The sequence below is a fragment of the Bradyrhizobium sp. SSBR45G genome (genome assembly GCF_030159255.1).
Lineage (GTDB): Bacteria > Pseudomonadota > Alphaproteobacteria > Rhizobiales > Xanthobacteraceae > Bradyrhizobium.
This window is the reverse complement of sequence record NZ_BSCT01000006.1, coordinates 307,618-325,383: the sequence shown is the minus strand read 5'-3', so window position 1 is coordinate 325,383 and position 17,766 is coordinate 307,618. Positions and strand designations below refer to the sequence as shown.

Sequence of the window (17,766 nt, the reverse complement as noted above, 5' to 3'; positions counted from 1 at the left end):
CATAGAACGTCTCCCGGCTGATGCCATGCCGCTCGCACAGCTCCGTCACCGAAAAAGCCCCCGTCTCGTACTCCCGAAACAACCCGATACGCTGCTCCACAGGACTGCTCTCCCTGAAAGGCATCGTCCGATCCTGCTTCGAATCGGACGATGCTTGCCTGTCAGGAATCAACCCGGTCCAAAATGTCAGGACTCAGCCCGGTTCATACCCCCGGAGACCCCCACCCCCGACCCCTCCCCGCAAGGGGGAGGGGAGACCACCGTCGCCGGGGCGCGATCTCGCGTTTCACGACTATCGTTACGCGGGCAACAGCATGCACGCCAAACAAGCCAAACGAAAAGGGCGCGCTAGGCGCGCCCTTCAACGGCAAGCAGAGCCGCTCAGAACCGCTTGACCTCGATGTTGTACTTCTTCAGCGCGTAGCCGATCTGGCGGGGCGTCAGGCCGAGCAGGCGGGCGGCCTTGGCCTGGACCCAGCCGGAGCGCTCCATGGCCTGCACGATGCGCTCGCGCTCCGGCACGACGCCGCCGTCCATTCCCTCTGAGAACTCGCCGTCGTCGGCGTCGGCGGCCGGCAGTTCGGCAGGCGGCTCGACCGGCGCCGAGGAGCGCGGCAGGATCGGCAGCGGCACCATCGGCTGGCCGCGCGGCGGCGGCGGCGTCACCGTGTTGCCCTTCCACAGGATCGCCGACATGCATTCGTTGCGGCTGCAGGCGAAGTCGTCCATGCCGATCGCCGAGCCGGCCGCCATGGTGGCGGTCCGCTGCACGCAGTTCTCAAGCTCGCGGACATTGCCCGGGAAGCCGCAATGCATCAGCACTTCGATGGCGCTGACGTCGAAGGTGAGATCGCGCTCGTTCTCGCAATTGAAGCGGCGCAGGAACTCGCGCGCCAATTGGGGAATGTCGCTGCGCCGCTCGCGCAGCGGCGGCAATTTGATCGGCACCACGCTGATCCGGTAGTAGAGGTCGGCGCGGAACTCGTTGCGCGACACCGCCTCTTCCAGATTGCGATTGGTGGCGGTGACGATGCGGACGTCAACCTTGATGGTCTGGTTGCCGCCGACGCGCTCGAACTCCTGCTCCTGCAGCACGCGCAGCAGCTTGGCCTGGAAGGCCGGCGAGATCTCGCCGATCTCGTCGAGGAACAAGGTGCCCTTGTCGGCGAGCTCGAAGCGGCCCTTGCGCGAGTTGATTGCGCCGGTGAAGGCGCCCTTCTCGTGGCCGAACAGCTCCGACTCCAGCACGGTCTCCGGCAGCGCGGCGCAATTGATCTTGATGAAGGGCCGCTTGGCGCGGTTCGACAATTCGTGGATCGCCTTGGCGACCAGCTCCTTGCCGGTGCCGGATTCGCCGCGCAGCAGCACCGGCGCATTCGACTTGGCGACGACGTTGATCTTCTCCAACAGCGCGCGCAGCGCCGGGCTGTCGCCGACGATGCCATCGACCAGCACCTTCTTGGTGCGGTTGGCCGGCGCAGGCTTCAGCTCCAGCAGTTCTTTCTGCAGCCGATGACTCTCGGCCATCAGCCGCTCGCGATCGCGCGCCACGACGCGATGCAGCTTGATGGTCTGGCCGATCAGGTTGGCGACCATCGTCAGGAAGCGGACATCGGAATCCAGCCGGAACACGGCGCGGCCGTCCCAGACACGGTCGATCGTCAGGGTGCCGACGACACGCTGGTCGATGCGGATGGGAACGCCGAGGAACGACACGCGGGTGTCGGCGCCGGCGCCGAGCGTGGCCGCATCGGCGGCGCTGAAGGCCGGATGATCCGCGACATTCTCCGCAATCAGCGGCACGGCTGTCGCGACGATCTGATCGATCGCCTTCTGCGGCAAACGCTCGCGATAGCGCTGGTCGCTGCCTTCGCTCCATCCCGCGCCAACGGCAAGATCGGGTATGCCGTCATCCGCGAGCAGCGACACGACGCCGTGGCGCATCTGCATGAAGGACTGCAGCAGGTTGACGACGTTGGCGAGGGTGATTTCCAGCCGCGTCGGCGCGGCCAGGATTTTCGAAATTTCGAAAATTCCCGTCAGCGCGATCTCGCTGAGCGGTATCGGGGCGGCAGTGGACCTGACGTCCTGAGCTTCGACCTGACGTGTTTCCGTTTGGACCATGGTCGCTTCTCTGATCGTCACGGACGCTCTAGCAAGACCGCCCGTGATTGTAGATGTTCTAACATCCTCCCTTAACTGCAGATGATTGTCGTGCCTAACTTTGCTGCATTGCCGCAGAAGTAGTGTGCAAGCAAAGAACAGAAAAGCTGCAGGGTTTCATGATGTTAACAAATTAGTTTGCACCCCGCACGTCGCGTGCATTGCACGGCACGGCCGGCGCGCAATCAGGCGAGCCTGACAATTTCGCGTGGTGTTTTCGGCACCTACTTGTCGGACAAGCCGGTGTCCTGTTGCGACAGAATTGCAAGCGATCGACCTGCACACGAAGTTTCCACCTCGCGCGTAGCACTCGCCCCATTCAGCTGCTACCGCCTGGCGACCTCAGTTCACATCGGCGTGTAGGCGACGGCGAGCACCTGACAATCTGATGGCACCTAGAGGTGCTGCCCTCCATTGATCTGAATCTCTTCGCCGGTCACGTAGCTCGCGGCGTCCGAACACAGGAAGAACAGCACCTTGGCGACCTCTTCGGGCGCGCCGATCCGGCGCATCGGAATCAGCGGCGAGAACCGGGCCTCGGTCTCCGGCGACACCATCTCGGTCTTGATCTCGCCGGGCGCGATGGCGTTGACGCGTATGCCATGCGGCGCGAAGTCATGCGCCATCTCGCGGGTCAGGCAGGCCAGCGCGGCCTTCGAGGTCGCATAGGCGGTGCCGGCAAAGGGATGCACACGTGTCCCGACGATCGAGGTCACGTTCACCACCGCCCCCTGCCCGCGCTTCAGCTCCTCGAACAGGCCACGCGCCAGCAGGATCGGCCCGAGGAAGTTGACGTGGAACACCGTCATCCAGGTTTCGACTGAGGTCGCAAGCGAATCGAGCCGGCCGCCATCCTCCGCTTTCGGCGAGATGGCAGCGTTGTTGATCAGCGCATGCAGCGGTGCACCGCCGAGCTTCGCCTTGATCTCGGCAATCGCGCGCGGAATCGCCGCGCGGTCGCTCAGGTCGAACTGGACATGGTTGTCGGCGCCGGAATCCCAGGGACACCGCCCGCCGTCGAACGGCTGGCGTGAGCAGGTCAGGATGCGCCAGCCGGCATCGGAGAACAGCCTGGCGGTCGCATGACCGATGCCGCGCGAGCCGCCGGTCAGCACCAATGTCTTCTGCTCGGTCCGTGCAGGCCGTTCGGCGGCAGCAATGTCCGCATGGAACGGACACGACGCGCCCGGCGCGGGTGCGTCGGCCGCCTCGCGGACATCCTGGTCGAGATCGAGACTCACCTCATGCCGTCCTGATCATGCGCCGATACGCCACGCGGACGCCGGCTGCCGAACTTCGGCTCTGACATGCACCCGCAACACATGTCCGGGCGCGGCGGCCACGGATCCGTCCAATCGACCCGCGGTATTGCCATCCGGCGGTTGTGCAGAATCCGGGCCAGCGAAATCCGCGCGCAAAGCCGCTCAGCCCTGTCGGATTCGCGACAGATTGACGGGTTCAGGACATTTCCAGCGTCGGCTTTCCGCCGCCCCCATCACAAAGCCTTCAACGGGCGATCTTTTTCAAAACGTGCTGCACTGGTCCAACTCTTGCTCGACGAAATCATCATCTGAACTGGAAGCCGGCTTTGCAGTCTCACGACTGTCAGCCACGAGATTGACGCCGTATGGACCGAGACATGGGGACGACTGCAGTGCGCTTCGCCGTGGTCCTCGGCACCAACGAAATCGCTTCCGCGGTCGCCGTGAAGCTGCATCGCGATGGCTTCTGCGTGGTTCTGTCGCACGATCCCAATCCGCCGGTCATGCGCCGCAAGATGGCGTTTTACGACGCGCTGTTCGGCGACGCGCCGCGTCTCGACAATGTGAGCGCGGCCCGCATCGAGACCACCATGGACGTGTTCAAGGCGCTCGGCGGTCCCCAGCACGTCCTGGTCACCTGGCTCGGGCTGCTGGATCTGTTGCCGGTGCGCTGCATCGACGTGCTGGTCGACGCCAGGATGCAGACGCGCGAGGTGACGCCGAACCTGCGCGGCATGACGCGCCTGTCGATCGGCATCGGCCCAGGCTTCTCGCCATCGGCCAATTGCGATGTCGCCATCGAAACCCGGCCGGACTGCCTCGGACAGATCGTGCGCGAGGGCTGGACCCAGGCCAAGGATGACATCGGCGAGCTCGGCGGCGTCGGCATCGAGCGCCTGGTGCATTCGCCGCATGAAGGCCGCTGGCACACGCCGGTCGAGATCGGCACCCGCGTCTACAAGGGCTTCGTCGTCGGCCATCTCTCCGGCGAGCCCGTCACCGCGCCCACTGACGGCATCCTGCGCGGTGTCGTGCGCGATGGCATTGACGTGCCGGCCGGCATCGCGCTCGCCGAAATCGACCCGCGCGGCCGGCACGCGCAGTGGACCGGCATCGATGCGCAGGGACAGGCGCTCGCACAGGCGACGCTCGCCGCGATCCGCCTGCGCACAGCCGAGCGGTTCCGCGCGAGCGCGGCGACCACGCGCTGATCCCGCCGTTTCGAACGATTCTGATTAGCCCGCTTCCTTCCCATCTGCGTTGGCATCGCCGTTGCTTAGCGTTGGCAGGAGCGAGCAACAGCCATGATCATTTGTTCCTGCAACGTCATCACCGACACCGCCATTCGCGACGTCGTCACGTCGGCCGACATGACCTTCGGCTCGCCGGCGCAAATCTATGATTGCCTTGGCTGCTCGGTTCAGTGCGGCCTCTGCTCGCGATCCGTGAAGCGCATTCTCGAGGAGCGGCAGGGCGAAACGGCCGCGGCGGCGATCTGGCCGGTGCAGGCCGAGCCGGCGCCGTGCGCGCTGATGTCGGTGGCCTGACGCGATCCGAGCGCACGACATGGCGCCTCGCACGCTGTCGGATGTCGGACAAATCCGACAGGCGCGTGCCCATCGCGGATCGATCAAACGAGCGGCTTACCGTCGGTCGCTGCGCGTCGCCTCCGACGCGCAGCGCGAACATGACATGAGCGCCACGCCTGCAGGCTCCCCCGACACGACAGGCGCAACACTGCGCGTCAGTGGGTCTTCGTCTCGGCCCACTTCTCCAGGTCCTTCTCGGAGTCGGAGCGCTGCTCCTTTTCCGGGTTTCCAGTCCAGGGCTTGTCAGTCTGCTTGATCGATCCGCCATCGGTGCGCTGGCGCGGATCGTCCTTCGGTGTTTCCTGGCCCATCAGTTCGTTCCTTGCTCGTTTGAGGATCGTCAGCCGAGCCCATGCACTGCGCATGGCATTCAGCCCGGAAGCATCGTCGGCGGTGGCGCCGTGGCCTCCTCGTGCAACTGTTCCATCTCGCCGATCTCGCGCTCGGCCTGGTGCCAGAACTCATCCTGGCGGCCTTCCGGCCGCCCGGCCTGCTCCCATAGGGCGTGGGCGCGCTCGCGGATGCGGTCCGCCTGATCCAATTCGTCGATTTGTCCCATGGCTCGTCCCTGATCGCTGCAAGCTTGTTGTCCTCGACCGCGAGGACAGCGAAGACGCGCAGGCCACATCGGTGCACGTCCTGCTTGGGCAATCTGGAAGGCGGAGCGATGTTCCAACGCGGCGCGGCGCTAAGGACGATGCGCCGCAGGGAGCGAGCGCACCAGCAACTGCAACGATCGTGTTCGTTCCTGTCCGGCCTACGCCGCGTCGGCGGGCACCATCGCCTCGATCGTGACGCCGGCTCCGGTCGAGTCCACCGTCAAGGTTCCGCCGAGCGCCAGCAGGCGCTCGCGCATGCCGGTGAGGCCGAAGCCGAGCTTGTGCTCGGGCGTCAGCCCGCGGCCGTCGTCGCACACGCGCACCCGCGTATAGCTACGGCGGAGTCCGGCCGTCGTCTGCTGCAGCGGCTCGATGGTGACGTCGACCGCGGTCGCCTCGGCATGGCGGAACACGTTGGTCAGCGCCTCCTGCACGACGCGGTAGATCGTCAGCTCCGCGGTCTCGTTGCTGCGCACGGCCGCATCGGCAAATCTGGTTTCGATCGCAATCTCCGGCCGCGACTCCCGCCACAGCCGCACCAGGGCGCCAAGCGCCTCGCGCAGGCCGAGCTCGGCGAGCCCGACCGGGCGCAGCCGCTCCAGGATGCGGCGGTTGAACTGCTGAACCGCGTTGACCTGCTCGAGGATCGCCTGGCCGTGCCGGCGCATCGCCGCGACGTCGATCGACTTGGCGTCCGGCAGCCGCATCAGGGCGCTGGCATGGGCGCGCAGCGCGAACAGATGCGGCCCGAACTCGTCATGCAGCTCGCGGGCGATCTCCTTGCGCTCGAGGTCCTGCAGCGATACGGCGCGCTCCGCCAGCCGGCGCTTCTCCTCCACCGCCTCGCCGAGCGCGCCCGCGAGATGGTTCAGCTTGGCGCAGAGCGCGGCGAGCTCAGGCGCACCGCCCGGCTTGACGCGGGCGTCATAGGCACCGGCCTCGATCCGGCTCATCGCCTCCGACAGATCCGATAGCGGCGCCAGCGCGCGGCCGACCACGAGCGTCGTGATGCCGAACAGCGCCAGCCCGACCAGCGATCCGACCACGAGCTGCGTGACGATGCCGTCCCAGATCTCGGCGATCTCGTCGTCCGGATGCGAGGTAATCACCAGCGCATCGGCCCGCCCGGCGACGATCACGGGCATGCTGACCGAGGTCTTGTCGGGATGCACGAGCGCAATGAACCAGGCCGGCGCCGCGCGCGCATCGCCCGGCGACGGCCGTGGCTGCACCGGCATCGCCTTGCGGGTGACGCTGACGTGGCGCAGCTGGCCGAGATCGCCGACGATCCGGTTCAGCCGAGCGTCCGGATCGGGCGCGTCATTGACCTCGTCCATGATGGTCTCGATGAAGGCACGGGTCAGGCGGATGACGCTCTGATCCTCGGCCAGGACGCGCGGCGCCGCCTCGAACACGAGCCGGCCGATGTTGATGGCGAGACCCAAGGTCAGCACCAGCGCCAGCAGCACGTTGATGCGCCTGCGCAACGACCAATTCTGCCACATTGTCTCCGCCCCGCCGCCACTCTGTTCACGCCCGGTCACGTTGACAGACAAATCCGCCAACGATCATAATCGTGCTATCATGCACCGTCGCGCAGCATGCATCCATAATGCACTGCAACAAAGACGCGAGGCAGAAGTCCGGGACCCCAAGGCCATGCGCGTACTGATCGTCGATGACCATCCCATTGTGGCATCAGGTTGCCGTGCCCTGCTCTCGACCGATCCGGATCTCGAGCTGCTCGAAGCGGCCGACGCGGAGAGCGGCGAAGCGAGCTTCGTCGCGCGCCGGCCGGACGTCTGCGTGATCGACATCAACCTGCCGACGGTGTCCGGCTTCGAGCTGGCCCGCCGCATCCTCGGCCGCGACGGCCAGGCACGGCTGATCATGTTCAGCATGAACGATGATCCGGTGTTCGCGGCGCGCGCCATCGATATCGGCGCCAAGGGCTATGTCTCCAAGAGCGGCGACCCGAACGATCTGGCGGAAGCGATCCGCGAGGTCTCGCGCGGCGGCAGCTATCTGCCGCCGGCCATCGCCCGCAGCATCGCCTTCGCGGGCGCAGCGGTGGCGCAGAGCCCGCTGGCGAAGCTGACCTCGCGCGAGCTCGAGATCCTCCGCCTGCTCAGCGCCGGCAAGAGCCTGTCCGAGATTGCCTGGCTGATCCACTCGTCCTACAAGACCGTCGCCAACACCTCCTCGATCATCCGCCAGAAGCTCGGGGTGAGAACGTCCGGCGAACTGGTGCGTCTGGCCATCGAGAACGGCGTCGCCTGAACCGCGACCCGGCGGCGCGGTCCGTTCCGCCGCACCCATCTCCTTTTCTGACAGGTGACCCATGACGCTCACGACCGTCTCGCAGAACAAGTCCCATGGCGGCGTCCAGGGCGTCTACCGCCATGCCAGCCAGGAGACCAAGACCGAGATGACGTTCTCGGTGTTCGTGCCGTCGCATGCCCCCGGCACCAAGCTGCCGGTCGTCTGGTATCTGTCGGGGCTGACCTGCACCCACGCCAATGTCACCGAGAAGGGCGAGTTCCGCGCCGCCTGCGCCGAGCTCGGCCTCGTCTTCGTCGCGCCCGACACCTCGCCGCGCGGCGACGGCGTGCCCGGCGACCCCAACAATGCCTATGATTTCGGCCTCGGCGCCGGCTTCTATGTCGACGCCACGCAAGAGCCGTTCGCCAAGAACTACCGGATGTGGAGCTATGTCACCGCGGAGCTGCCGAGCGTGGTCGCGGCGAACTTCCCGGTCGACCCGCGCCGTCAATCGGTGATGGGCCATTCGATGGGCGGCCATGGCGCGCTCACGGTGGCGCTGCGCAATCCGGACCGCTACCGCGCGGCCAGCGCGTTCTCGCCGATCGTGGCGCCATCGCAGGTGCCGTGGGGCGAGAAGGCCCTGGGCGGTTATCTCGGCAGCGACAAGGCGGCGTGGCGCAAGCACGACGCCGTCGCGCTGATCGAGGATGGCGCGCGCGTCTCCGACCTCCTGGTCGACTATGGCGACGCCGACCAGTTCCTGACCCAGCAGCTGCGCCCGGAGCTGCTGAAGGCCACCTGCGACAAGGCCAACATCCCGCTGCTGCTGCGCAAGCAGGAAGGCTACGACCACAGCTACTACTTCATCTCGACCTACATGGCCGACCACCTGCGCTGGCACGCCGCGCGGCTCGGCCGCTGATCTCAGGCGCGGCCTGATTTGCCCGGCGGGCGCGATCACGCGCTCGTCGCGGCGATGTCCGCGCCCTCACGGGACGTGCGCACAAAGGGCGTTTTCAAGAGGCCGCTCAAGGCGATCACCACTGTCCAGTCCTCCAGCGAAAAAGAATCCTCTTTCGTATTTTCGGAACATGTGATTGTATCGCGCCATCCCGCCTCGTCGAGAGGGCGTATCGCGGTCGTCACGAACGTGGAGGTGGGATGCGGTGGACGCCGGCGGCGCGCAGCATGGCTCGAGAGAGCATGCGGACGAACGCGCCACGGCGTACGGCCAAGTCGCGTGGTCCTGGCATCCCGAAGCCGATGCCCCGCGGCGGCGCGCGGAAAGCGCGTCGTCGCGCACGGTGACCAGAAAGCCCGGCGCACCGGGGAGAACGCGAAGCAACCGTGAAAACCATCGCGCAGGGAGGGCCGGGATGTTCCCAGCCGAACCTGTGGTACCTGCCGCCTGCATTTTTCTCTGCAGGCGGGCCATGGGGGCGGCAGGCTCCCGGCCTTCCCTGCGCCTCTCTGTCTTTCGAGGGGCGATTGACACCGCAAAGCTCGGGCGTCATCCGCCGCGAGGATGTTGCGTCATGTGTGACTGAGACCATCATCTATGATCGAGGATGCTTGCAGCGTCTGGGGCCTCATGGTTCGAGACGCGCCGCGTGCGGCGCTCCTCACCATGAGGGGCAACACGACGATCGGGGATGCCGCCGCACACTCCGCCCTCATCCTGAGGAGCCCGCCCTCAGGCGGGCGTCTCGAAGGATGGCCGCAGGCACCGCCCACGCCACGTGCCAAGCCAACGTCGCCTACTGCTGCGCCTGCGGCGCGCCGTAGTTCGGCGCCAGCAGCCGGTTGCGGATCAGCCAGGCCATGGTGCGGGTCCAGGACTCGTCGGTGTTGCCGCGCATGTCGGCGGTCATCGCGGCGACCGGCTGGCCGGTGTGAGCATCGCGCAGATAGATGTTCATGTTGAGGATGAGGTTGGAAACCTTCTGCACCGTCCCCGTGAGGGCGAGATCGGCGCCGATGTCGGAGGCCAGCTTGACGTCGCAGCCGCCGCAGGCCTGCAGATTGCTGTTGTGCGCCGCATCGTTAATCGGGGCGATATCAACAACGCGAAATCGTCCCGAATCCTGCAGCGCCGACCGCAGCTGCTCCGCCGCGTGCGCCAGCCGTGCCTGCTCGTCCTGGCGCGGGCCCTGCACCTCGCCCTGCAGGCTGGTGTCGATCAGCTCGAAGTCGAACACCGCAACCTTCGGCGGCTCGGCGCGCGCAGATGTCGCAGAGATCAGGACCACGGACGCGAGGAGAATGATGAGCTTCAAGATCGTGATCCGAAATGACGCTGCACAGCCAAAAGTGGGGTTGAAAGCTAGGGCAATTCGGTCATCTTGCAAGGCGAAACCTCGCCGATACAGGACGGGGAACAATGGGAGGACATGTGGTCCTGGGAGTTCTGGCTAGAGGCCTGATCGGCGCGATCGGCCTCATTGCTGCCGCAACAGCTGCATTTGCCGCGGAGCCGGTCGACATCGCGATCGGCTATCTCGGCCGTGCCGCCGTGCCGCAGACCTTGTCGCCGCTCGACCAGCCCGCAGCCGACGACGGCGTGGCCGGTGCTCGGCTCGCGATCGAGGACAACAACACCACCGGCAAGTTCCTCAACCAGCGCTTCACCCTGCTCGATCGTCGTGTCAAGGACGACGAGGAAGCCGCGCAGGCCGCCAATGAGCTGGCGGCCAAGACCGGCTTCATCCTCGCCGACCTGCCGGCGGATGCGCTGTTGAAAGTCGCCGACGGCTTGCGCGGCCGCGGCATCACGTTGCTGAACGTCGGCGCCACCGACGACCGCCTGCGCGAGCAGGATTGCCGCGCCAATGTCATCCATGTCGCGCCGACGCGCTCGATGCTCGCCGATGGGCTGGCGCAATATCTGGTCTGGAAGCAGTGGAAGCGCTGGCTGCTCGTCACCGGCTCGCACGACAATGACAAGCTGTTCGCCGATGCGCTGCGCCGCGCCGCCACCCGCTTCGGCGCCAAGATCGTCGAGGAGCGCAGCTTCGAGGACACCGGCGGCGCACGGCGCACCGACTCCGGCGTCACCTTGATCCAGCGCCAGATGCCGGTGTTCACGCAGAAAGCGGCGGCCTATGACGTGCTGGTCGCGGCCGACGAGAGCGAGGTGTTCGCCAACTACCTGCCCTACCGCACCTGGGATGCGCGCCCCGTCGCCGGCTCCGCGGGCCTGCGCCCGACGAGTTGGGACCCGTCGCAGGACCAATGGGGCGCCACCCAATTGCAGAACCGCTTCATGAAGCTCGCCTTGCGCCGCATGGACGCCTTGGACATGCAGGCCTGGATGGCCGTGCGCATGGTCGGCGAAGCGGCCTCGCGCACCAACTCCGGCGACGCCAAGGCGATGGCCGACTACCTCAAGAGCCCGAACTTCACCATCGCCGCCTTCAAGGGCACCCGGCTTTCCTTACGCGACTGGAACCTGCAACTGCGCCAGCCGATCCTGCTCGCCGACGGCCGCATGATCGTCTCGGTCTCGCCGCAGGAGGGCTTCCTGCACCAGGTCTCCGAACTCGACACGCTCGGCGTCGACCGCCCCGAAACCAAGTGCAAGCTGCAATGATGTCGGATCAAACCATGCTGATGAGAATACTGAGTCCGACACGCACCGCGCCAGCCTCTCCCCGCCTGCGGGGAGAGGCCGGATTGCATCGCAGATGCAATCCGGGTGAGGGGGACTCTCCGCGAGCTCAGTGCTTGGAGAGTCCCCCTCACCCCAACCCTCTCCCCGCAAGCGGGGCGAGGGAGCGCACCTCCTCCGCCGCGACATCTCGGGTCCATCGGACAGACAGCGGAATGAGAAAATTGCGCGATCAGCTTCCAAAGCGCGCGCCCCTGGCAGCCTCGCTGCTCGCCGCCGCGCTTTGCCTGCCCCCCATCGCCCCCGCCTCCGCCTTCGTCGCCTTCGTCTCCAACGAAAAAGGCAACACGGTCTCGGTCATCGACACCGACAGCTGGACGGTGACAAAAACCATCAAGGTCGGCCAGCGCCCGCGCGGGATTGCGTATACCCGCGACGGCAAGTTCGTGATGGTGGCGGTCGGCGATGACGACACCATCCAGGTGATCGACGCCAAGAAGCTGGAGATCGTCGACACCCTGCCCTCCGGTCCCGATCCCGAGCTGTTCGCGCAGGACGCGGCCGGCAAGACGCTCTACGTCGCCAACGAGAACGACAACACCGTCACGGTGCTCGACCTCGAGAAGCGTATCCGCATCGGCGACGTCCAGGTCGGCGTCGAGCCGGAGGGCATGATGCTCAGCCCGGACGGCAAGATCCTGATCTGCACGTCAGAGACCACCAACATGGCTCATTTCATCGACACCGCGACGCGCAAGATCGTCGCCAATGTGCTGGTCGATGCGCGGCCACGTTATGCCGAGTTCAAGAGCGACGGCTCGGAGCTGTGGGTCTCCGCCGAGATCGGCGGCACGGTCTCGATCATCGATCCGGCCAAGCGCGAGGTCACCGGCAAGATCAAGTTCGCCATTCCCGGGCTGCGCAGCGAGGCGATCCAGCCCGTCGGTATCAGCCTGACCAAGGACGGCAAGACCGGCTTCGTCGCGCTCGGCCCGGCCAACCGCGTCGCGGTCGTCGACGGCACCACCCACGAGGTGAAGAAGTATCTGCTGGTCGGACAGCGCGTCTGGCACATGGAGTTCACGCCGGATGAGAAATATCTGCTCGCCACCAACGGCGTCTCCAACGACGTCTCGGTGATCGACGTCGCAGCCCAGAAGGTGATCAAGACCATCCAGGTCGGCGAGCTGCCCTGGGGCATCACGATTGCACAGCCATGATGACGCAGAACGCCTCCGCCCTCGACTCCACGAGCCCCGCACCGCAGCCGGCCTCGGACCAGGTCCCCGCGCTGTCGATCGCCGGCGTCAGCCATTCCTACGGGGCGCGCAAGGCCCTCAGTGACGTCAGCTTCGCAGTGAGGCCCGCGAGCTTCACCGCCCTGCTCGGCCTCAACGGCGCCGGCAAGAGCACGCTGTTCTCGCTGATCACGCGGCTGTTCGCGGTGCAGACCGGCCGCATCGACATTTTCGGCCATGACATCGGCCGCACGCCCGGGGAGGCGCTGCGGCTGCTCGGCGTCGTGTTTCAGTCGCGCACCCTCGATCTCGATTTGTCGCTGACGCAGAACCTGCTCTATCACGCCGCCCTGCACGGCATCTCCCGCGGCGAGGCGCGCGCCCGCAGCGAGGAGCTGTTGTCGCGCATCGGGCTGGCCGACCGCGCCGGCAACAAGGTGCGCGATCTCTCCGGCGGCCAGATGCGCCGGCTCGAGATTGCGCGCGCGCTGCTGCACCGGCCGCGCCTGCTGCTGCTCGACGAGGCCACCGTCGGGCTCGACGTCAAGGCGCGCGCCGACATCATCGGCCATGTCCGCCAGCTCGTCACCGAGCAGGGCATCGGCGTGCTCTGGGCGACGCATCTGTTCGACGAGATCACGGCGACCGATGACCTCGTGGTGCTCCACCAGGGCCGCGTACTGGCGCGCGGACTGGTTCCTCAAGTGATCGCCGAGGCCGGCGCCTCCGACGTCAACGCGGCCTTCGCGCGGCTGACGACACAGGCGAGCCCATCCAGTGCCGGTCCTGCACGGAGTTCGGACGCATGACCGTCACCCCCGTCCATGCCCCCCCACCGGCGCGCAGCGGCTTCACGGCCGGCGAGTACATCACCTGTCTCACCGGCATCGTCTGGCGCGAGGCGCTGCGCTTCCTGCATCAGCGCGAGCGTTTTGTCTCGGCGCTGGTGCGCCCGCTGGTCTGGCTGTTCATCTTCGCCGCCGGCTTCCGCCAGGTGCTGGGCATCTCGATCATCCCGCCCTACGAGACCTACATCCTCTACGAGGTCTATATCGCGCCCGGCCTGATGGCGATGATCCAGCTGTTCAACGGCATGCAGTCGTCGCTGTCGATGGTCTACGACCGCGAGATGGGCAACATGCGCACCTTGCTGGTGAGCCCGCTGCCGCGCGGCTATCTCCTGTTCTGCAAGCTGCTCGCCGGCACCGCAGTGTCGGTGCTGCAGGTCTATGCGTTCCTGGCGATCGCCTGGTTCTGGGACATCACGCCGCCGCCGATGGGTTATCTCACGGTGCTGCCGGCGCTGATCCTGGCCGGCCTGATGCTCGGCGCGTTGGGCATGCTGATCTCCTCCGGCATCAAGCAGCTCGAGAATTTCGCAGGCGTCATGAACTTCGTGATCTTCCCGATGTTCTTTGCCTCCTCGGCGCTCTACCCGCTCTGGCACGTCGAGGAAGGCAGCCCCTGGCTCGCCTTTCTCTGCGAAGCCAATCCTTTCACGCATGCAGTCGAACTCATCCGGTTTGCGCTGTATGGCAAGTTGAACTGGGTGTCGCTGGCCGTGGTCGGCGGCTGCACCGCAGTGTTCATGATCGGCGCGATCCTCGCCTACGATCCGTCGCGCGGGTTCGTCAGGCGTGGTCCGGGAGGCGAGGCATGAGGTTGAGATCGACATTGGCAGCCATCGCCGTGGCAGCGTCCGCAAACGCCGCGCTCGCGGCCGATCCGCGCTATCCGGACTGGCCCTGCCCGCAGGCCAAGGTGCCGGAGATCTCGATCGCGGCCGTGTGGGCCGGGCCGCCGATCGACGACGTCGGCGCGAGCTGGAAGGACGATGCCAAGGTGTCGGCACTGGTCACCCGGCTTGCCGCACGCCGGATCCCGCTCGAGGAGGCGCAGAAGGACGTCGCCGATTTCCTCACCGGCACGGCCGACGAGAAGACCCGCAAGGGCAAGCTGCTGTTCGCCGGCCTGTTCGACACGCTCAATGCGCAGCGGACGTCGGTGATGAACGGCCTCGAGCGCGTGATGCGCAAGCAACGCGAGGCCGTGGACAAGGTGCGCGGCGACACGATCAAGCTGCAGGAGATGCAGAGCGGCGCCACGCGGGAGGAAGCCAAGATCGAGGAGCTGAGCAATCAGCTCAACTGGGAGACGCGCATCTTCGAAGACCGCCGCCGCGTGATGAAGTTCGTCTGCGAGGTCCCGACCGCCATCGACCAGCGCCTGTTCGCGCTGGCCCGCGAGATCCAGCAGGACATGGAGTAGCTGGCAGCATGATGCTCGTCAGATCAGACCATGATGTCGAGCGAGCGCACCACCGCCTCCACATCGTCATGGCCGGGCTTGTCCCGCCTGCGCGGCCGAAGCCGCTTTGGCGCGGCGAAGGCCCGGCCATCCACGTCGTGCCGCGCGGCAAGACGTGGATGCGCGGGTCAAGCCCGCGCATGACGAGCAAAACAATTGGCCGCGGAGTCTGTGGCGACCGAACTATGCGCTCACTCCTCCGGCCGCGGCTCCGGCTGCGTCTGTTGCAGTGGGAGGTCGGCGCGCGCCCAACCGTCAGTGCCGTCGGGATACCAGGCGACGTTGCGATAGCCGTAGGTCAGCGCGCGCTTGGCGGCGTTCCACGACATCCAGCAGTCTTCGAGGCAATAGAACACGAGCAGTCGGCCGAAATCACCGCCCGACGCCTGGACGAGCCCGCGCTTAAGATAATCCTCCGTCGCCGCCGCCAGCACGCCATAGCCGGTGTCGGGCAGCCAGACGCTGCCGGGAATGTCCAGGCGCGGCTGCTCGCGCCAGACGGTCCCGGCTGGCAGGCTCTTCGGCTTGGGCGGCCGCGGCAGGACGTCGATGAAGGCCGCGGACTTCGCGCGCCAGATCGCCTCGGTCTCCGGCGTGGACAGCACGCGCGCGCCGGCCAGGGTCGTCGGCACCGGCGCGCGATAGGTCTCGGTGCGATAGTTGTCCGGCTCCGCAACGAGATCGTCGGCCCGCGCTGCCACCGCGGCGAGCAGCAGCGTGGCTGCCAACACCGCAGCGGTGAGCCGGACGATCATGGCTTCGCGGCAGCCTCGGCGGTGATCAGATGATTGCCCTCGTCCAGCAGCGGCACCCCGAAGTCGAGCAGGATCTTGTTGATCTCGCCCTGGTTCTCCTGGATCAGCTTGTTGAGCTGACGCCGCCAGTTCTGGTCAGCCCCGCGCACCCCCATGGCGATGCGATAAATCAGCTTCGGTCCGGAGGTCTCCTTCACCAGCGGCGTCACGTGCAGCTGCGGGCTCGCCTGCTTGGCGTAGTAGCCGGCCATCGGGCCCCACAGCACGCCGGCATCGATCTCGCCGGATTTCAGGTCGTTGATCATGGCTTCGGCGGAGGAATCGACGCGCGTGTCGATCATCAGCGGATAGGGCTTCGCCGTGGTCATCAAGCCGGCCAGCGCCATGTTGGTGGCCGGCGGCGTGCCCGCCACGATGCCGATATGCTTGCCCTTGAGCTTGGCGTCCTCCAGCGTCGTGACGTCGGCGAGATCGGAGCCCGGCTTGGTCACGATCGCATAGGCCGTCCGGTAATAGGGACTGGTGCTCTGCACCAGATCATCGCCTTGCGGGAAGCCCATGATGACGTCGCAGCGGTGCGAGCCGAGCGTCATGCGGACGAATCCCGTCGCCTGCGGAAAGAACGTGTAGTCGACCTTCTTCTGCAGCTTGTCCGCCAGGAACTCCGCGAGCTTGTTCTCGAACCCCTCGCCCTTCTCGTTCGAGAACGGCAGGTTGCGCGGGTCGGCGCAGACCCTGAGCACCTTGGGATCGACGAGCTCGATCGACAGATCCAGACCATCATTGCTTTGCGCGAAAGACGCGGCCGATCCAAGCAGAGTGATCCCCGCGGCCAAGGCCAGCGAGCAGACAAGACTGAGACGCTTCGTCATTCGTATTTCCATCCCTATGGAGCGCATCGAGCTATTTTTGAAAATGCTAGGCCGCCGGCCTCGCGGGCGCAACAGCTGCGGACATCGCGAAGTGTTGACTGCGTGCTGCACCGCAGCGCTCGCGGCGGGGAGCACACGTCTCACGCGAGCAAGGCAAAGCGATGGTGAGAGAGCTGATCATTGTCATGGTGGCATGGGGGGCATTCGGGCTCGGCAGCGCGGCTCATGCCGAGGTGCGGGAACTCGAGGTCCGTGAGACCGCACCCGGCGTATTCGTCCATGTCGGCCAGACGGCGCTGATGACCTCCGAGAACGAAGGGGCCATCGCGAATGTCGGCTTCATCATCGGCGGCGAAGCAGTCGCCGTGATCGATACCGGCGGCAGCGTCCGCGAGGGACGCGCCCTGCTCACTGCGATCCGCGCCCAGACCGCCAAGCCGATCCGCTACGTCATCAACACCCATGCCCATCCCGACCATGTATTCGGCAATGCCGCCTTCCAGGCTGACGGCACGCAGTTCGTGGGCGCCAAGAACCTGCCACGGGCGCTGGCCGTGCGCGGGCCGCACTATATCGACGCGTTCCGCCGGCTGATGGGTGCCGAGCTGATCGACGAGGTCCGTCTGGTCCCGCCGTCGATCGTCGTCGAGGATCAGATGTCGCTCGATCTCGGCGGCCGCACGCTCACCCTGAAGTCCTGGACCACCGCGCACAGCGACTGCGACCTGACCGTCTTTGACGAGCAGAGCCGGACCCTGTTTGCCGGGGATCTCGTCTTCCTGCGTCACGTCCCCGTGATGGATGGCAGCCTGCGCGGCTGGATCGCAGACCTCGGGTCTCTCGCGGCGATCCAGGCCGATCGAGTCGTGCCGGGCCATGGGCCCGTCAGCCCGTGGCCCCTGGCGCTCACGGACGAGCGCCGCTACCTCGATACGTTGGCTCAGGACGTTCGCGGGCTGATCAAGGCGGGCAAGCCGATTGCGGATGCGTCGGGCGCCGCCGGGTCGGAACGCGGGAAGTGGGAGCTGTTCGAGGACTACAATGCGCGCAACGCCACCGCGGCATTCTCGGAAATGGAATGGGAATGAAACGGGGGACGCGCTATGATG

The 17,766-nt window shown here is 66.3% G+C and carries 18 protein-coding genes; 10 read left to right on the top strand and 8 right to left on the bottom strand.

Annotation, left to right across the window (positions count from 1 at the left end; translation table 11 throughout):
• Positions 1–381 precede the first annotated feature (381 nt).
• Positions 382–2,124 carry a nif-specific transcriptional activator NifA gene (gene nifA / locus QQL87_RS11170; protein ID WP_284417593.1) on the bottom strand — a complete coding sequence of 581 codons (1,743 nt, stop codon included), beginning with the start codon at positions 2,122–2,124 and terminating at the stop codon, positions 382–384.
• Between the two features lie 434 nt (positions 2,125–2,558).
• Complete coding sequence (locus QQL87_RS11165; RefSeq protein ID WP_284417592.1) at positions 2,559–3,404, bottom strand: SDR family NAD(P)-dependent oxidoreductase; 846 nt, start codon at positions 3,402–3,404, stop codon at positions 2,559–2,561.
• A 398-nt stretch (positions 3,405–3,802) separates the two neighbouring features.
• Here QQL87_RS11165 and QQL87_RS11160 point away from each other — a divergent pair, with 398 nt between their 5' ends.
• Both QQL87_RS11160 and QQL87_RS11155 read left to right on the top strand, forming a co-directional pair.
• Positions 3,803–4,636, top strand: a complete 834-nt coding sequence (locus QQL87_RS11160; protein ID WP_284417591.1) for a xanthine dehydrogenase — start codon at positions 3,803–3,805, stop codon at positions 4,634–4,636.
• 93 nt (positions 4,637–4,729) lie between these two features.
• Positions 4,730–4,972, top strand: a complete 243-nt coding sequence (locus QQL87_RS11155) for a (2Fe-2S)-binding protein (RefSeq protein WP_284417589.1) — start codon at positions 4,730–4,732, stop codon at positions 4,970–4,972.
• Between the two features lie 197 nt (positions 4,973–5,169).
• Here the strand turns inward: QQL87_RS11155 and QQL87_RS11150 are convergent, their stop codons facing one another.
• The 3 genes from QQL87_RS11150 to QQL87_RS11140 all read right to left on the bottom strand — a co-directional run bounded on the left by QQL87_RS11150 (position 5,170) and on the right by QQL87_RS11140 (position 7,118).
• Complete coding sequence (locus QQL87_RS11150) at positions 5,170–5,325, bottom strand: hypothetical protein (RefSeq protein WP_284417588.1); 156 nt, start codon at positions 5,323–5,325, stop codon at positions 5,170–5,172.
• A 59-nt stretch (positions 5,326–5,384) separates the two neighbouring features.
• The gene (locus QQL87_RS11145) at positions 5,385–5,573 is read right to left on the bottom strand and encodes a DUF2934 domain-containing protein (RefSeq protein ID WP_284417586.1); all 189 of its coding nucleotides are present in this window, start codon (positions 5,571–5,573) and stop codon (positions 5,385–5,387) included.
• 198 nt (positions 5,574–5,771) lie between these two features.
• On the bottom strand, positions 5,772–7,118 hold the full coding sequence (locus QQL87_RS11140) for a histidine kinase (RefSeq protein WP_284417585.1): 1,347 nt from the start codon (positions 7,116–7,118) through the stop codon (positions 5,772–5,774).
• A 154-nt stretch (positions 7,119–7,272) separates the two neighbouring features.
• On the opposite strand from QQL87_RS11140, the gene QQL87_RS11135 reads away from it, so the two are divergent.
• Positions 7,273–7,893: a response regulator transcription factor gene (locus QQL87_RS11135; protein WP_284417584.1), complete on the top strand. Its 621-nt coding sequence runs from the start codon at positions 7,273–7,275 to the stop codon at positions 7,891–7,893.
• Positions 7,894–7,954: 61 nt separating this feature from the next.
• Entirely contained in the window at positions 7,955–8,800 is an 846-nt protein-coding gene (fghA, locus tag QQL87_RS11130) for an S-formylglutathione hydrolase (RefSeq protein ID WP_284417583.1), read from the top strand.
• 835 nt (positions 8,801–9,635) lie between these two features.
• Here fghA and QQL87_RS11125 read toward each other — a convergent pair.
• Complete coding sequence (locus tag QQL87_RS11125; RefSeq protein ID WP_284417611.1) at positions 9,636–10,118, bottom strand: DUF3280 domain-containing protein; 483 nt, start codon at positions 10,116–10,118, stop codon at positions 9,636–9,638.
• 140 nt (positions 10,119–10,258) lie between these two features.
• Between QQL87_RS11125 and QQL87_RS11120 the strand changes: the two genes are divergently transcribed.
• From QQL87_RS11120 to QQL87_RS11100, 5 genes are all read left to right on the top strand, one after another.
• A complete protein-coding gene (locus QQL87_RS11120) occupies positions 10,259–11,467 on the top strand; it encodes a lanthanide ABC transporter ABC transporter substrate-binding protein PedA1 (RefSeq protein ID WP_284417582.1) in 1,209 nt (402 codons plus the stop codon).
• A gap of 233 nt (positions 11,468–11,700) precedes the next feature.
• On the top strand, positions 11,701–12,705 hold the full coding sequence (locus QQL87_RS11115) for a YVTN family beta-propeller repeat protein (protein WP_284417581.1): 1,005 nt from the start codon (positions 11,701–11,703) through the stop codon (positions 12,703–12,705).
• Positions 12,702–13,532 carry a lanthanide ABC transporter ATP-binding protein PedB/LutE gene (locus QQL87_RS11110; RefSeq protein ID WP_284417579.1) on the top strand — a complete coding sequence of 277 codons (831 nt, stop codon included), beginning with the start codon at positions 12,702–12,704 and terminating at the stop codon, positions 13,530–13,532. The genes QQL87_RS11115 and QQL87_RS11110 overlap by 4 nt, the downstream gene beginning before the upstream one ends.
• Positions 13,529–14,383, top strand: coding sequence for a lanthanide ABC transporter permease protein PedC (locus QQL87_RS11105; protein ID WP_284417578.1), 855 nt, complete (start codon positions 13,529–13,531; stop codon positions 14,381–14,383). Before QQL87_RS11110 ends, QQL87_RS11105 begins: the two co-directional genes overlap by 4 nt.
• Positions 14,380–14,991, top strand: a complete 612-nt coding sequence (locus tag QQL87_RS11100) for a hypothetical protein (protein WP_284417577.1) — start codon at positions 14,380–14,382, stop codon at positions 14,989–14,991. Before QQL87_RS11105 ends, QQL87_RS11100 begins: the two co-directional genes overlap by 4 nt.
• Positions 14,992–15,221: 230 nt before the next feature.
• Here the strand turns inward: QQL87_RS11100 and QQL87_RS11095 are convergent, their stop codons facing one another.
• On the bottom strand, positions 15,222–15,785 hold the full coding sequence (locus QQL87_RS11095) for a PQQ-dependent catabolism-associated CXXCW motif protein (protein WP_284417576.1): 564 nt from the start codon (positions 15,783–15,785) through the stop codon (positions 15,222–15,224).
• On the bottom strand, positions 15,782–16,657 hold the full coding sequence (locus tag QQL87_RS11090) for a substrate-binding domain-containing protein (protein ID WP_284417575.1): 876 nt from the start codon (positions 16,655–16,657) through the stop codon (positions 15,782–15,784). The genes QQL87_RS11095 and QQL87_RS11090 overlap by 4 nt, the downstream gene beginning before the upstream one ends.
• Before the next feature lie 185 nt (positions 16,658–16,842).
• Between QQL87_RS11090 and QQL87_RS11085 the strand changes: the two genes are divergently transcribed.
• On the top strand, positions 16,843–17,745 hold the full coding sequence (locus QQL87_RS11085; protein ID WP_284417574.1) for a quinoprotein relay system zinc metallohydrolase 2: 903 nt from the start codon (positions 16,843–16,845) through the stop codon (positions 17,743–17,745).
• Positions 17,746–17,766: the final 21 nt, after the last annotated feature.